Source organism: Microcella alkalica (assembly GCF_014137945.1).
GTDB lineage: Bacteria > Actinomycetota > Actinomycetes > Actinomycetales > Microbacteriaceae > Microcella > Microcella alkalica.
Genome location: NZ_JACGWX010000002.1, coordinates 153,739 through 168,359, shown reverse-complemented (window position 1 = coordinate 168,359; position 14,621 = coordinate 153,739). Strand labels below are relative to the sequence as shown.

Here is a 14,621-nt window from a genome sequence, read left to right as displayed (position 1 = left end):
ACCCATGCCTGACGCCGCGCTCCTCGCCGTCGCCGCCTTCGCCCTCGGGATCGCCGTGACGCTGCTCGCCCAGCTCATCCGACGGCAGGCGCGCGGCGTCGGCGACCTCGGGAGCGACGCCGAGCGCGCGACGTTCCGCACCCTCTCGCTCGCCTCGCGCGCGGCCGTCCACCTGCGCGGCGGGCTCGACGGGGAGGGGGCACACCGGGCCAGCCGCTACCTGCGCACCCTTCTCGGCAGCGAGGCGATCGCGGTCGCCGATCGCACCGGTGTCGTCTCGATCGACGGGCGCGGCGAGCTCAGCGCCGTCGCCGCCCGTGTCGCGGCGAGCGTCATCGACACGGGTCAGCGCCAGCTGCTGACAGGGCGGTCGGCGGGGGCGGATGCGCGGCGCGAGACGCTCGCCGGCGACGAGGAGGCGCCCAGCGACGGGGCACTTCAGGCGGTCGGAGCGCCCGTCTTCGTGAACGGACGCGTCGTCGGCGCGATCGTCGCGTTCGCGAACCGGGTGCAGGCGCCGCTCGTGCGGGCGACGACCGAGGTCGCCGCCTGGTGCGGCGCGCAGATCGAGCTCGGCGAGCTCGAGACCTCCCGCGCGGCCCTCGCCGAGGCCGAGCTGCGGGCGCTGCGCGCGCAGATCAGCCCGCACTTCATCTACAACGCGCTCAGCGTCATCGCGTCATACACCAGCACCGACCCGGAGCGAGCGCGCGACCTGCTGCTCGACTTCGCCGACTTCATCCGTTACACGCTGCGCTCGCAGGGCGAGTTCACAACGCTCGCCGACGAACTCACGAGCGTTCACTCGTACGTCGAGCTCGAGCGCGCGCGCTTCGAGGAGCGCTTGAGCGTGACGCTGCGGATCGAGCCGGAGACCCTGGCCACGGTCATCCCGTTCCTGAGTCTGCAGCCGCTCGTCGAGAACGCCATCCGGCACGGGCTCGAACCGCGCGAGGCCGGCGGCACGGTCGTGATCGCCGCGCGCGACGACGGCACCCACACCGAGATCACCGTCGACGACGACGGCGTCGGGATGCGGCCGTCGGCGCTGCGGGCGCTCCTCACGGCCGGGGGGCGAACCGACCACATAGGGCTGCGGAACGTCGACGCGCGCGTGCGCAGCATCTACGGCGACGACCACGCGCTCGTGATCGAGACCAATGAGGGGGCGGGGACGATGGTGCGTATGCGCATCCCCAAGTCGCAGCCGTTCAACGAGACCGAACGGACGGCCGTCCCGTGACGGCCAGTCCCGACGCCGCGGGCGGGGCGACGCGCTCGATCGACGTGCTCATAGCCGACGATGAGCGGCGCGTGCTGGACGAGCTCGAGACGCTCCTCCGCGCCGATCCGCGCGTGCGCGAGATCCTGCGCGCGGCGACCGGGTCGGAGGCGCTCCGCCTCCTCGCCGAGCGCGAGGTCGACGCCGCCTTCCTCGACATCCACATGCCGGGGCTCTCCGGTTTCGACCTCGCGCGGGCGGTCTCGCGGTTCGCCGTTCCTCCGGCGATCGTGTTCGTCACAGCCGACGAGGCGGGCGCGATCGAGGCGTTCGACGTGCAGGCGGTCGACTTCATCCTCAAGCCGATCCGGCGCGAGCGGCTGCAGCGCGCCGTCGGCAGGATTCTCGCCCTGCGCGACAGCCCGACCGGTCCGGATGCGCCACCCGATGAGAGCATCCCCGTGCGGGTCGGGAACCTCCTGCGCGTCGTGCACCGCAGCGAGGTGCGCTGGGTCCAGGCGCAGGGAGACTACTCGCGCCTCGTGACCGACACCGAGAGCCATCTCGTCCGCGAGCCGATCTCCGAGCTCGAGCAGCGGTGGCAGGGGGCGGGGTTCATCCGCGTGCACCGCTCGTACCTCGTGCGTCGCGACGCGATCAGCGCCGTGAGGCTCGTGGGCGCGCATCCCACCCTCACGGTCGCCGGCGAGGAGGTCCCCGTGAGTCGACGGTCGATCGCAATCGTGCGCGAGGCGATGCTCCAGCCGCGCGAGGCCGGTCGGTGACCGAGCACCTCGGGCCGAGCGGCGGCGAGCGCCGTCGCGGCGGCACGCGGCCGGCGCGCGAGCGCGTCACCTCCGTCGACGCGGCGAACGCGCGCACGGAGCCTGCGCCGCGCACGAGTCGATGGGCGGTCGGCGAGGCCGAGACGCTCTTCACGCGCAGCCTCATGCTCGCGCACGGCCGGCTCGCGATCGCGTGCCTGCTGTCGTTCGGCGCCGCGCTCGTGCTCGTGACGGTCGTCATGAGCGGCATGCCGCTCCTCGACGCCCTGGAGGTCGGCGGCGTCCCGGTGTCGTGGCTCATCCACGCATACGGCTTCTACCCGCTCATGATCGTCTGGGCGATCGGGTACACGCTCGCCTGCCAGCGGCTCGAGCGCCGCTTCAGCCAGCTCGTGGAGCCCGAGTGAGCGGGGCGGCGCGGTGAGCGCGGCACTGTCGATCGGCGCGATCGTCGCGGTCGTCGTGATCACCGCGATCATCGGCATCTGGGGCCTGCGCATCTCGCGCACGACGAGCGACTTCTTCGTCGCCTCCCGCACCGTGCGCCCCGTGTGGAACGCCTCGGCGATCAGCGGCGAGTACCTCTCGGCCGGCACGTTCCTGGGTCTCTCCGGGCTCGTGCTGCTCTCCGGATCCGATGCGTTCTGGTTCCCGATCGGCTACGCCGCCGGGTACCTGCTCGTGCTCATGCTCGTCGCCGCCCCGCTTCGGCGAAGCGGCGCGTACACGATTCCCGACTTCATCCACGCGCGGCTCGACTCGCTCATCGCTCGACGTCTCACGAGCGCGCTCGTGCTCATCATCGGCTGGCTCTACATCGTACCCCAGCTGCATGGCGCGTCGCTCGCGCTCACGGTCGTCGCCGATATCCCGCCCTGGGTCGGCGCCACGACGGTCGCGCTCGTCGTCGGCGGATCGGTCGCGGCCGGCGGCATGCGCTCGATCACGTTCGTGCAGGCGTTCCTGTTCTGGCTGAAGTTCGCCGCGCTCGCCGTCCCGGCGATCTTCTTCGTCATCACCCTCAGCGGAGTCGAACCCGAGATCGACCCCGCGCTCGTCTTCCCGCCCGATCTGGGCCCCGCCGGTCTCGACCCCTATGCGACGACCTCCCTGCTCATCGGGCTCCTGCTCGGCACCGTGGGCCTCCCCCACGTTCTCGTCCGCTTCTACACGAGCCCGACGGGCAGCTCGGCGCGCTGGACGACCGTGGGCGTCATCGTGCTCATCAGCGCCTTCTACATCGCCTCGAGCACGATCGGGCTCGTCGCCCGCATCGCCGCGCCCGACCTTGCGACCCCCGGCGTCGCCGACACGGTCGCCCTGCAGCTGCCGTCGCGACTCGTGCCCGGTCCGGTCGGCGATCTGCTCACGGCACTCGTGATCGCCGGGGCTCTCGCGGCCTTCCTCGGCACCTCATCGGGGCTCGTCGTTTCGCTCTCGAGCGCTGTCAGCCAGGATCTCTTCCACGGCACAGTCAGCTCGTTCCGCTGGGCGGCCGTGATCTGCACGCTCGTGCCGCTCGCGGTCGCGCTCGCGACCGCGCCGCAGGGCCTCGTGACCTCGGTCGGCACGGTGTTCGTGTTCGCGGCGTCCTCGCTCTCGCCGGTCATTCTGCTGGGCATATGGTGGCGACGCCTCACCGCCCGAGGCGCGATCGCGGGCATGATCGTCGGCGCGGGTCTCTGCGCGGCTTCGCTCATCGCCTCGACGGTGATCGGCTCCAGCGCGGGGGTGCCCTCCACTATCCTCGCCCAGCCGGGCATCTGGACGATCTCGGCCGCGACGCTCACGAGCGTCATCGTCTCGCTCGCCGACGGCCGGACCCCGGTCAGCACCGACCGCATCCTCAGTCGACTGCACTCGCCCGAGCGATCTCGCGGCGAGATCCCCGCGGGCGGCTGACGGCCGATCGCGCCGCTGACGGCAAGGGGGATGCGCGTGCGAGCGAACCGCGACGCCGTTCCGCCGCTCTCGATAGCGTCGAGGGCATGACTGCCGCGAGGCCCTCGACGCCCTTCCACTCGCTCGACTCCTACATCGCGCTGCCGCGCGTGGAGGGCGTCGCCCTGTCGCCCGACGGCGAGCGCGCGATCCTCACGGTCGCCACGCTCTCCTCCGATCGCACGCGATACGAGCGGGCGCTCTGGGAGGTGCCCGCGAACGGCGGAGGCGCGCCGCGCCGGCTGACCCGCTCGGCGAAGGGCGAGTCGGGCGTCGCGTTCACCGCCTCCGGCGACGCGCTCTTCGTCTCGAGCCGGCCCGATGCGGAGGCCGACGGCGAGGATGACGTCGCGCAGCTGTGGCTCCTGCCCGCGCGCGGCGGCGAGGCCCGCCCGATCACACGTCTCTCGGGCGGCGTGAGCGGCGTCGCCGCCACCGCGGTCGCGAGCGACACGGTAGTGATCGCGGCCGACCTGCTCCCGGGCTCCGATTCGCTCGAGGACGACGCCGCAGCCCTCGCCGAGCGGAAGAAGCGGAAGGTGAAGGCGATCCTGCACGAGAGCTACCCCGTTCGCTACTGGGACCACGACCTCGGCCCGGCCGAGTCGCACCTGCTCGCCGTCGAGCTCGATGGTCTCGCCGACGCCCTCCCCGACCGCGCCGAGATGCCCGAGGGCGCGAGCGATGCAGGTGGCGATGGGGCGGCCGCGGACGACGACGCCGCCCCGACCCCGTACCCCGCGCACCTCCCCCGCCCACGCGATCTCACGCCGAAGCCCGGCCGTAGCGCCGACACGGCCGGTCAGGCCCTCACCCCCGACGGTCGCACGCTTTTCGCCGCCGTGCGACTGCCCCGCCGCGGCCTCGCGCGCTACGAGCTCGTCTCTATCGACGTCGCCTCGGGCGAGCGCCGCACGATCCTCGGCGAGGAGGGCGTGCAGTACGAGTTCCCGACGATCAGCCGCGACGGCACACGACTCGCCTACCTGCGCGTGCCGACCAGCACGCCCGCCGGCCCGACCGACCACGAGCTGTGGGTCTCCGACCTCGATGGCGGCAACAGTCGCCGCATCGCCGCCGACTGGGATCGCTGGCCGGCCGAGTTCCTGTTCTCCGCCGACGGCGAGTCGCTCATCGTCGCGGCCGATCACGACGGGCGCGGCCCCGTCTTCCGCGCCCCGCTCGACGGAGGCCTCGTCGTCCGCCTCGTCGACGACCGGTTCGCCTACGCGAACCTGAGCGTGGATGCGGCGAGCGGCGACGTGATCGCGCTGCGGTCCTCGTGGCAGGCGGCCCCGCATCCCGTGCGCATCGATGCCCGCAGCGGCGAGGTGACCGAGCTCGCGTCGCCGGCCGCGCCGCCCGCCCCGGTCGGCGACATGGTCGAGGTCGAGACGACGGCGGAGGACGGCGCGTGCGTGCGCGGCTGGCTGCTGACGCCCGAGGGCGCCTCGGCCGAGAGCCCGGCGCCGTTGCTGCTGTGGATCCACGGCGGGCCGCTCAACAGCTGGAACGCGTGGAGCTGGCGCTGGGCGCCGCAGCTCGCGGTCGCGCGCGGCTACGCCGTTCTGCTGCCCGACCCGGCGCTCTCGACCGGCTACGGCCTCGACTTCATCGCGCGCGGCTGGAACTCATGGGGGCAGAAGCCCTACACCGACCTCATGGCGATCACCGACGCGGTCGAGCAGCGACCCGAGATCGACGAGACCCGGACGGCCGCGATGGGCGGCTCGTTCGGCGGCTACATGGCCAACTGGGTCGCCGGGCACACCGACCGCTTCCGCGCGATCGTGAGCCACGCCAGCCTGTGGGCGCTCGACCAGTTCGGCGGGACCACCGACAACTCGGCGTACTGGATGAGCATCTTCGACGCCGAGGGCCTCGACGCCAACTCGCCGCACCACGCGATCGACGACATCGTCACGCCGATGCTCGTCATCCACGGCGATCGCGACTACCGGGTGCCGATCGGCGAGAGCCTGCGTCTGTGGTCGGAGCTCAACGCCCGGCACGCGGAGGACGACGGCTCGACCGTGCACCGCTTCCTGTTCTTCCCGGACGAGAACCACTGGGTGCTCAAGCCCCAGCACGCTATCGTCTGGTACGAGACGGTGTTCGCCTTCCTCGGCCAGCATGTCCTCGGCGAGGAGTGGGCGCGGCCGGCGAACGTCGGCTGACGTCGGCTAGCGCTGCTCGACGATCTGCTTGCCGAGCGGCAGGAGCGCGACGGGCACCATCTTCAGGTTCGCCCAGGCGAACGGGATGCCGATGATCGTGATCGCGAGCGCGATCGCCGAGGCGATGTGCCCGAGCGCGAGCCACCAGCCGGCGAGCACGACCCAGACGACGTTGCCGATCGCGGAGCCGATGCCCGCGGTCGGACGGTCGATGACGTCCTTCCCGAACGGCCACAGCGAGTACACGCCGATGCGCCACGCGGCGATGCCCCACGGGATCGTGACGATGAGCACGAACATAATGACGGCCGCGAGCGCGTAGCCCAGGAAGAGCCAGAAGCCCGAGAGCACGAGCCAGACGATGTTGAGGAGCGTGCGCACGGAAGGACTCGATCCGGTGAGGTGGGCGGAGGGCGACTCGCACAGCGACTCGGGAGGGCGTCGAGCGCCGGTCATGGCGTAACCCGAGAGTACAGCTCGCCGATGCCTTTCCGCGCAGAAGAGAGTACGGCCCCGTCGAAGAGGACTTCTTGGCCGAACATGCACCCGAGAGCAGCATCCTGCGCTTCACCATCGCCGCCGGGGCCCCGTTGTGATCGGCCGGCTCGGGCGTGGGAGCAGCGACACGTTCTCCTCGCGACAGACAGTCGATGGCGAAACTGGTTCGCCGGGCCTCGGCACCATCAGCTCGAAGGAGCGGGCGCGTGAAGTTCACCCGCCCGCTCCTGCAAACCGCAGCTACTCGCTCACGCAGGACGGGGACGAGTTCGTCGCCACTGCCCGCTCGGGAGTCGGCAGGGCCGCGCACAGCCGCTGCGCGGCGTCAGCGGGGTCGCTCGCCTCGGTGATCGCCCGCACGACGACGATGCGGCGCGCTCCGGAATCGACGACGTGCGACACCGTAGATAGATCGATTCCACCGATGGCGAACCACGGTCGGTCTCGCTCGGGGATGACCTCGCGCGACGCGGCGTACTCGACGAGCTCGAGCCCGACCGCATCGCGGCCGGGTTTCGTCGGGGTGGCCCACACCGGACCCACGCAGTAATAGTCGAGCAGGTCGTCCGCGAGCGCGGCATCCACTTGCGCCCGAGAGTGGGTGGAGAGCCCGATTGCCGTGGTCGGATGTATGACCGACCGGGCGGCGGCACGCGACAGGTCCCTCTGACCGAGGTGCAGGACGGGTGCATGCGAGGTTGCCGCGATGTCGGCCCGATTGTTGACCGCCCAGAGTTTGCCGTGTCGTTCTGCCGTCTCCGCGAGTACGACCAGTGCCTCGAGTTCGTCGGCGGCCTCGAGGCTCGCGTCGCGCAGCTGGATGACGTCGACGCCGCCCGCGAAGGCTGCGTCCACGAACTGTGCGAAGTCGGCCTGGCGAGTTCGGGCGTCCGTGCAGAGGTACAGCCGGGATTCGCCGATCTCCATGCGAGAAGCCTATCCACGGGCGGAACGTGCGATCGTCGCCCGGAGCCACCCTCTACAGTGGAAGCACTGCGGGAGCCCGCCGTTCGATTTCGAGCCGGGCTGAGAGGGCGTTCGGCGCCGACCGCTTGACCTGATCCGGTTAGTACCGGCGTAGGGAAGGAGCAATGGTGTCCGAGCACGAATCCGAGACGGCACAATCACACGACGCGTGGCCGCGCACCGTCGACGTCGCAGTCGTCGGCGCTGGGGTCATCGGCCTCGCGATCGCCTGGTCGCTCGCGCGGGCGGGACGCGCTGTCTGCGTGATCGACCCCGATCCGGCCGGCGGTGCGACGTTCGCGGCTGCGGGCATGCTCGCCCCCGTGAGCGAGTTCCACTATCGGGAGGAGAATCTCCTCGAGCTGATGCTCGCTTCAGCGGCCCTGTATCCCGCCTTCTTAGGCGCGTTGTCCGAGGTCGGCTGCAGCACCGGCTATCGAGCGAGCGAGACAATCGTGGTGGGGATCGATTCCGCTGACCGCCAGTCGCTCGCGGATCTGCACGACGCGCAGCAACGGAACGGGCTACTCGTCGAACCGATCACCCTGCGCGAGGCCCGGTCGCGAGAGCCGATGCTGAGCCCCGGTGTGTCGTGCGCCTATCGGGTGCGGCATGATCACCACCTCGACCCGCGATTGCTCGCCGCAGGGCTCCTCAAGGCTCTCACGTCCATTGCCGAGCAAGCGGGACTGCCAGGTGGGGTCGTGAGGCAGCGGGCCGCCGGCCTCATCCATGCGGAGGTGGAGGACGATGACTCGATGGTCGTGGGGGTGGAACTCGTCGACGGAACGCGCATCATGGCGACCGAGGTGGTGGTCGCCAACGGGCTGAGCGCCCCGGGCCTCGTTGGCCTTCCCCCTTCGCTGGCTCTCTCGATGCGCCCCGTGCACGGTGAAATCCTGCGGCTGAGCGTCGGCGAGCGACTTCACCCCCTGATCACCTCGACCGTGAGGGGACTCGTGCGCGGCGAGCCGGTGTACCTCGTACCTCGCGACGACGGAACGATCGTCGTTGGCGCCACCCAGCGCGAGGACGACTCCGCACGTGTCTCAGCCGGTGGCGTGTACCGGCTGCTGCGCGATGCCCAGGAGATCGTGCCTGCCGTCGCTGAGCTCGATCTCATCGAGGTAACGGCTCGGGCGCGGCCGGGAACCCCGGACAACGCCCCCTTACTCGGCCGCGTCGCCATGTCGGGAGGAGCACATGTCGCAGGTCTCGTCATAGCAACTGGATTCTTCCGCCACGGCGTGCTTCTCGCCCCGATCGCCGCAGAGATCTGCTGCGGCCTCATCGAGGGTGCGCGCGACGCGCGCTGGGATGCCTACCGGCCAGACCGCTTCGGACACTCGTGAGAAGAGAACCCATGATCGACATCACCCTCAACGGCCGACCGCACTGCTTGCCTGGTGCCTCGACGGTCGCCGAGCTGGTCGCCGAAGTCACCGGCAGGCCGTTGCGCGCCGACGGTCGCGCGATGGATGGCGGCGGGCTTGGTCTCGCAGTGGCGAGGAACTCCGAAGTCGTGCCGAGAAGCCGGTGGGTAGACACGGCCGTCGCGAACGGCGACTCCGTCGAGATCCTCGGCGCCGCGCAGGGCGGCTGACTCATGCATCGGGAAGCCCTTGTGATCGACGGCGTGAGCTTTCATTCCCGCCTTTTCATGGGAACGGGAGGAGCGCCAAGTCTCTACGGGCTCGCGGAGGCGCTCATCGCCTCGGGAACGGAGCTGACGACGGTCGCGATGCGTCGGCACGACTCGGCGTCCGCCGGCTCGCTGTTCGGACTCGTCTCTGACCTCGGCGTTCGGGTGCTCCCCAACACGGCGGGCTGCTTCACGGCGCGGGAGGCGGTGCTCACCGCCGAGCTCGCACGCGACGCGCTCGAGACGGACTGGATCAAGCTCGAGGTCATCGCCGACGACCAGACCCTCCTCCCCGACGCGCTCGAACTGCTCGATGCGGCCGAGCAGCTCGTTTCTCGCGGATTCGTGGTCTTCGCCTACACCAACGACGACCCGGCCCTCGCCGTACGCCTCGAGCGGCTCGGTGTCGCAGCGGTAATGCCGCTGGGCGCTCCGATCGGCACCGGGCTGGGCATCCTCAACCCGCACAACATCGCCCTCATCGTCGAACGGTCGGGAGTGCCCGTCGTGCTCGATGCGGGAATCGGCACGGCATCTGACGCGGCGCTCGCGATGGAACTCGGATGCGACGCGGTTCTGCTCGCGACGGCCGTCACACGGGCACAGGATCCACCACGCATGGCGAACGCGTTCCGTCACGCGGTCATCGCGGGACGACTGGCCGCGGAAGCTGGGCGCATACCTCGCCGCGGTCGCGCCCGGGCGTCCTCCGCGATGGACGGACGGCCCGACCTGTGACCGTGAGCAGGACACCGCGCGCGACTTCGTCTGCGCTCCCGCCGCTCGTCCAGCCGGGGCCCCCTCTCACCCCAGAACTCGTCGAGCGGTATTCGCGGAACATGATGCTGGCGGAACTCGGCGATCTCGGGCAGCGCCGACTGTCGCGCGCCCGAGTGCTCGTGGTCGGCGCAGGAGGGCTCGGATCGCCCGTGCTGCTGTATCTCGCAGCGGCTGGCGTCGGTACGCTCGGGATCATCGACGACGACGCGGTGGAGCTGAGCAACTTGCAACGCCAGATCGTTCACGGAACCGACGACGTCGGGCGGTTGAAGGCCGAGTCGGCCCGAGACGCGATCGTCGCGGCGAACCCGTCCACGCGAGTGCAGGCACACCCTTTTCGCCTCACCGCGCTGAACGTCCTGCCGCTTTTCGAGCAGTACGACCTGATCATCGACGGTGCCGACAACTTCGCGACCCGCTATCTCGTGAGCGACGCTGCAGCACTCCTCGAGAAGCCGTGCGTGTGGGGCTCGATCATGCGGTTCGGCGGGCAGGTGAGCGTCTTCTGGGAGCCACACGGCCCCACGTATCGTGACCTCTTTCCCGACACGCCGCTCGTCGGCTCGGCCCCCTCCTGCGGCGAGAGCGGCGCACTGGGCGCGCTGTGCGGGTCCGTCGGCTCCGTCATGGCGGCAGAAGCCGTCAAGCTGATCACCGGAATCGGAAGGACTCTGCTGGGCCGCCTGCTGACGTTCGATGCGCTCGATTCCCGGTGGCACGAAGTTCGCATCGTTAAAGACCCCCGCGCCACGTCGGCCACTGATCTCACAGACGGCGACCTGCTGTGCAGAACTCCTCTCGCGCCCGAGCGGGCGGCGGAAGAAACGGAGATCTCGCCGGAAGATTTGCGGCAGGCTCTTGGCGCAAGGGCGCAAGGCGCGCGAGACTTCGACCTGATTGACGTGCGCGAGCCGGGAGAGCACGCGCTGGTCAGCATTCCCGGCGCGCGACTACTGCCCCTCGCGAAGATCCGATCGGACCCGCTGCTGGATGATACGCCGCACGATCGCGAGGTCGTGCTGCACTGCAAGCACGGCCCCCGTTCGTGGGAGGCACACGCACTGCTCACCGCCGCGGGGTTCGTAACGGTGCGCACGCTCGCCGGCGGCATCATCGCATGGGTGAACGACATCGAACCGCACAAGCCCCGCTACTGAGGGCGACACCCGTCGCACGCGGACCCGAGCGAACCGACAGCGCGTGATGACGACCAGTGGTGGAGATGGGGGGAATCGAACCCCCGTCCACTGCTGTGATCCGATGCCTTCTACGGGCGTAGTCTGCTGAGACGTTCTGCTCGGCTCCGACCTTTGTTGCAGACCCCTAGGTCGACGAGCCCAGCCTCAGTTCGAGTCCCGCGTGCACCTGAGACGCACACACGCAGCGAGCCTCCTTGATGACGCCAGTGACCGGGGCGGAGGCGAACCCGGACTGACGGACTGTCTACTCTGCCTTAGGCGGCGAGAGCGAAGTCGGTGCGCTTAGCATTGGCACCTGTTGTTTGCAGAGATCGTTAACGAGATAACCCTGCATCCTCGACCCGCTCCTCATCGTTTCGCAGGCAATGTCGAAACCGATCATCCCCGTGCGTCACCTCGCCCCCCTCGCGTCGTGCAGGGCACGAGGCGGTGGATGGGCGCTGAGGTGGGTCGTCATCACGCGCTGTGGAGTTGTGAATCGCTCACCGGGCGGGCCTGGGAGCGCATCCAGCGCCTGTCATGGCGCAGCCCTACAGTATAGCTCACCGCTGACGTTCCGCCCAGAGACGGGTTCGGCCGCACCGAGGAGGAGCCCGTGACCGAGACCGTCATCACCGTGCAGGGAAAGGCCCGCGCCGAGTACGCACCCGAGCGCGGCATCCTGCGCTTCACGATCGCCGCCGACGGGCACGACCGCAGTGACGCCGTCGAGCGCGCGGCCGCCGCCCTCGACCGGGTGAGCGCCGCGATCGCCGCCCGGCACGACGTCGACGCCGGCCCCGTCACCGCCTGGTCGGCCGACCGCGTCTCGGTGACCGCGCAGCGCCCGTGGACGAACGACGGCTCCGTCGCCCCCGTCGTGCATCGCGCGGCCGTCTCGGGCCGAGCGACCGTCACGGGCCTCGACGCCCTCCCAGAGCTGGTCGAGGCGCTCGCGGCGGAGGAACTCGCGGCGATCGACGGCCTCGAGTGGTCGCTCAGCGAGAGCCGCCGCACGTCGGTGCTCACCGAGGTGCGCTCGCGCGCCGTGAAGGACGCCGTGACCAAGGCGACGATCTACGCCCAGAGCATCGGTCTCGGCAGCGTGCACGCGGTCGCCCTCGCCGACCCCGGCATGCTCGGCGACCCCGGTGCCGGCACGGGCCCGCAGCCGCGCATGGAGCGCGTCGCGATGATGGCGTCGGATGCCCGGGGCGGCGCGTTCTCGCTGCGCCCCGAACCGATCGTGGTCGAGATCGCCGTCGACGCGCGGTTCGTCGCCCGCTAGAGCGAGTCTGTGCTGCGCGCCCGCAGATCGAGCAGCGCGAGCACGAGCGCGACACCCACGAAGGCGAGGATGACGAGGGACGCGTGCAGGAAGGCGTCCTGGTAGACGTCGACCCGGCCCGCCCTCCCCTCCTCGGCGTAGATCGTCGCGTAGAAGGCCGCGGTGGCGGCCGCGATGCCGACCGCGGTGCCGGCGCGCTGGCCTACCTGCCCGATCGAGCCGGCGACGCCCGCGGAGGTGAGCGGGACATCCGCCAGGGTCAGCGTCTGGTTGGGGGCGATGACGGCTCCGCCGCCCGCGCCCGCGAGGGCCATGAAGCCCGCGACGACCCACGGTGAGATGCCCGCGGGCAGCAGGAAGGCCGACGCGATCGTGCCTGCGAGCCCGAGCACGACGCCGACGAGGCCCCACACGACGACGGGCCGACCGATCGTCGTCGCGACGCGGCCGCTGTACCAGGAGGTCACGGCCGAGGCGAGGGCGAACGGGATAGTCACCATGCCCGCGTAGACCGGCTCGAGGCCGAGGCCGAACTGCAGGAAGAGCGACAGCGTCAGGAAGGTCGCCGGCATCGCCGCGAAGTAGGCCGTCGCGATGAGGGTGCCGTTGCGGTACGCGCCGATGCGGAACAGGGCGAAGTCGACGATCGCGGCGCGGCCGCGGCCGGTGTAGCGGCGCTCCCAGGCGACGAACGCGACGGCGAGCGCGACGAACGCGGCGAGCCACCACCAGCGGGAGGGATCGTCGTCGGGCGCGCCGGTCGTGAGCACGAACGGCAGCATGAGGCTCAGGACGGTGCCGCCGAGCAGCGCGGTGCCGAAAAGATCGAGGTCGCGCGGGCCGTGGGCGTCGGGCTGCGCGCGCGGCAGGAGCTTGTAGGCGAACGGGAAGAGCCCGATGACGAGCGGCACGTTCATCCAGAAGATGAGCCGCCACCCGAGCTCGGGCCCGCCGACGCCGATGAGCAGCCCGCCGAGCGTCGGCCCGAACGCCGTCGAGAGCCCGATCACGGCACCGAAGATGCCGAAGGCGCGGCCGCGCGCCGCCCCGGTGAACAACTGCTGGGTGAGCCCGAGCACCTGCGGCATGAGCAGTCCCGCCGAGACGCCCTGCAGGATGCGCGAGGCGGCGAGCAGCTCGACGGTCGGCGCGATCGCGCACAGCAGGCTCGCGATGAGGAACACCACGAGGCCGATGAGGAACATCCGCCGCCGCGAGTGCAGGTCGCCGAAGCGGCCGGAGGGCACGAGCACGATGCCGAAGGCGAGCACGTAGCCGGCGACGATGAGCTGGATCTGCGTCGGGCTCGCTCCGAACGCCTGCTCGATGGCGGGGATGCCCACGTTGACCTTCGACAGGTCGAGGATCGTGAGCGAGGCGACGGCGACCGCGACCGCGAAGGCCTGCCAGCGGGTGCGCTCGCTCACTCCATCCGCTCCGATCGCGTCGCCGCCGGTGGCCTCGCCTGAGGCGGATACGGGGGCGCTCGGTCGTGCGGTCACGAACGACGAGCCTACGCGCCGTGGCGGCGCGCGACGCTCAGCCTGGGCTCACCCTGAACCTCGCCGGCGCGCGGCGCCCGAGGTCGGCGCGGTCAGTCGCCGAGGTTTTTGCGACTCGACATCGCGCGATCGGCCTCGCGCTTGTCCTGCCGCTCGCGCAGCGCGTGGCGCTTGTCGTACTCGCGCTTACCCTTCGCGACCGCGAGCTCTACCTTGGCGCGGCCGTCGCTGAAGTAGATGCTCAGGGGGACGAGCGTGTACCCGCCCTCCTTCGTCTTCTGGCTGATCTTGATGATCTGCGCCTTGTGCAGCAGCATCTTGCGCTTGCGGCGGGGCGGGTGGTTCGTCCACGTGCCCTGCGAGTACTCGGGGATGTGGACGGCGTCGAGCCACGCCTCGCCCCCGTCGATGAAGCCGTAGCCGTCGACGAGGCTCGCGCGGCCCATGCGCAGCGACTTGACCTCGGTGCCGCTCAGCACGAGGCCGGCCTCGAAGGTGTCCTCGATCGTGTAGTCGTGACGCGCCTTGCGATTGGTGGCGACGACCTTGCGACCCTGCTCCTTGGGCACTGCCATCACCTCCGGTTCGGCTGTCGGATGCTCCCCGCGGGTGCGGGGCAGCCCTCCAGCATACCCGCAGAGG

At 70.6% G+C, this 14,621-nt stretch carries 14 protein-coding genes, 1 other RNA gene and 1 riboswitch; of the genes, 10 read left to right on the top strand and 5 right to left on the bottom strand.

From position 1 onward, the window contains the following. Positions 1–4: 4 nt before the first annotated feature. The 5 genes from FHX53_RS05165 to FHX53_RS05145 all read left to right on the top strand — a co-directional run bounded on the left by FHX53_RS05165 (position 5) and on the right by FHX53_RS05145 (position 6,125). Complete coding sequence (locus FHX53_RS05165; RefSeq protein WP_182490290.1) at positions 5–1,243, top strand: sensor histidine kinase; 1,239 nt, start codon at positions 5–7, stop codon at positions 1,241–1,243. Next, positions 1,240–2,007 carry a LytR/AlgR family response regulator transcription factor gene (locus FHX53_RS05160; protein ID WP_343050834.1) on the top strand — a complete coding sequence of 256 codons (768 nt, stop codon included), beginning with the start codon at positions 1,240–1,242 and terminating at the stop codon, positions 2,005–2,007. Before FHX53_RS05165 ends, FHX53_RS05160 begins: the two co-directional genes overlap by 4 nt. Beyond that, positions 2,004–2,414, top strand: coding sequence for a hypothetical protein (locus FHX53_RS05155; protein WP_182490289.1), 411 nt, complete (start codon positions 2,004–2,006; stop codon positions 2,412–2,414). Before FHX53_RS05160 ends, FHX53_RS05155 begins: the two co-directional genes overlap by 4 nt. A 13-nt stretch (positions 2,415–2,427) precedes the next feature. After that, entirely contained in the window at positions 2,428–3,909 is a 1,482-nt protein-coding gene (locus FHX53_RS05150; RefSeq protein WP_182490288.1) for a sodium:solute symporter family transporter, read from the top strand. 86 nt (positions 3,910–3,995) lie between these two features. Beyond that, positions 3,996–6,125: a S9 family peptidase gene (locus tag FHX53_RS05145; RefSeq protein ID WP_182490287.1), complete on the top strand. Its 2,130-nt coding sequence runs from the start codon at positions 3,996–3,998 to the stop codon at positions 6,123–6,125. Between the two features lie 6 nt (positions 6,126–6,131). Here the strand turns inward: FHX53_RS05145 and FHX53_RS05140 are convergent, their stop codons facing one another. Both FHX53_RS05140 and thiE read right to left on the bottom strand, forming a co-directional pair. Next, a complete protein-coding gene (locus FHX53_RS05140; protein ID WP_182490583.1) occupies positions 6,132–6,506 on the bottom strand; it encodes a YccF domain-containing protein in 375 nt (124 codons plus the stop codon). A gap of 357 nt (positions 6,507–6,863) precedes the next feature. Further along, on the bottom strand, positions 6,864–7,550 hold the full coding sequence (gene thiE / locus FHX53_RS05135) for a thiamine phosphate synthase (protein ID WP_182490286.1): 687 nt from the start codon (positions 7,548–7,550) through the stop codon (positions 6,864–6,866). A 58-nt stretch (positions 7,551–7,608) separates the two neighbouring features. Continuing rightward, positions 7,609–7,725, top strand: a riboswitch (TPP riboswitch). Here thiE and thiO point away from each other — a divergent pair. From thiO to FHX53_RS05115, 4 genes are all read left to right on the top strand, one after another. Next, complete coding sequence (gene thiO, locus FHX53_RS05130) at positions 7,718–8,941, top strand: glycine oxidase ThiO (RefSeq protein ID WP_343050833.1); 1,224 nt, start codon at positions 7,718–7,720, stop codon at positions 8,939–8,941. It overlaps the preceding riboswitch by 8 nt. Positions 8,942–8,952: 11 nt before the next feature. Then, positions 8,953–9,192: a sulfur carrier protein ThiS gene (gene thiS / locus FHX53_RS05125; protein ID WP_220476210.1), complete on the top strand. Its 240-nt coding sequence runs from the start codon at positions 8,953–8,955 to the stop codon at positions 9,190–9,192. Positions 9,193–9,195: 3 nt separating this feature from the next. Beyond that, complete coding sequence (locus FHX53_RS05120) at positions 9,196–9,969, top strand: thiazole synthase (RefSeq protein ID WP_182490284.1); 774 nt, start codon at positions 9,196–9,198, stop codon at positions 9,967–9,969. 101 nt (positions 9,970–10,070) lie between these two features. Continuing rightward, positions 10,071–11,168 carry a ThiF family adenylyltransferase gene (locus FHX53_RS05115; protein ID WP_182490283.1) on the top strand — a complete coding sequence of 366 codons (1,098 nt, stop codon included), beginning with the start codon at positions 10,071–10,073 and terminating at the stop codon, positions 11,166–11,168. A 57-nt stretch (positions 11,169–11,225) separates the two neighbouring features. Here FHX53_RS05115 and ssrA read toward each other — a convergent pair. Further along, positions 11,226–11,596: a transfer-messenger RNA gene (ssrA, locus tag FHX53_RS05110) on the bottom strand. Between the two features lie 209 nt (positions 11,597–11,805). Here ssrA and FHX53_RS05105 point away from each other — a divergent pair. Further along, entirely contained in the window at positions 11,806–12,477 is a 672-nt protein-coding gene (locus FHX53_RS05105; RefSeq protein ID WP_182490282.1) for an SIMPL domain-containing protein, read from the top strand. On the opposite strand, the gene FHX53_RS05100 is transcribed toward FHX53_RS05105, so the two are convergent. After that, positions 12,474–13,979 carry an MFS transporter gene (locus FHX53_RS05100; RefSeq protein ID WP_343050832.1) on the bottom strand — a complete coding sequence of 502 codons (1,506 nt, stop codon included), beginning with the start codon at positions 13,977–13,979 and terminating at the stop codon, positions 12,474–12,476. The genes FHX53_RS05105 and FHX53_RS05100 overlap by 4 nt on opposite strands. Positions 13,980–14,071: 92 nt before the next feature. After that, a complete protein-coding gene (smpB, locus tag FHX53_RS05095) occupies positions 14,072–14,548 on the bottom strand; it encodes an SsrA-binding protein SmpB (RefSeq protein ID WP_182490580.1) in 477 nt (158 codons plus the stop codon). Between the last annotated feature and the right edge of the window lie 73 nt (positions 14,549–14,621).

What these genes read in the sequence shown, in the direction of transcription:
- FHX53_RS05145 (WP_182490287.1), top strand. Translation starts at nt 3,996, where the DNA reads ATGACTGCCGCGAGGCCCTCGACGCCCTTCCACTCGCTCGACTCCTAC.
- thiS (WP_220476210.1), top strand. Translation starts at nt 8,953, where the DNA reads ATGATCGACATCACCCTCAACGGCCGACCGCACTGCTTGCCTGGTGCC.
- thiE (WP_182490286.1), bottom strand. Translation starts at nt 7,550, where the DNA reads ATGGAGATCGGCGAATCCCGGCTGTACCTCTGCACGGACGCCCGAACT.
- FHX53_RS05165 (WP_182490290.1), top strand. Translation starts at nt 5, where the DNA reads ATGCCTGACGCCGCGCTCCTCGCCGTCGCCGCCTTCGCCCTCGGGATC.
- FHX53_RS05120 (WP_182490284.1), top strand. Translation starts at nt 9,196, where the DNA reads ATGCATCGGGAAGCCCTTGTGATCGACGGCGTGAGCTTTCATTCCCGC.
- FHX53_RS05115 (WP_182490283.1), top strand. Translation starts at nt 10,071, where the DNA reads ATGATGCTGGCGGAACTCGGCGATCTCGGGCAGCGCCGACTGTCGCGC.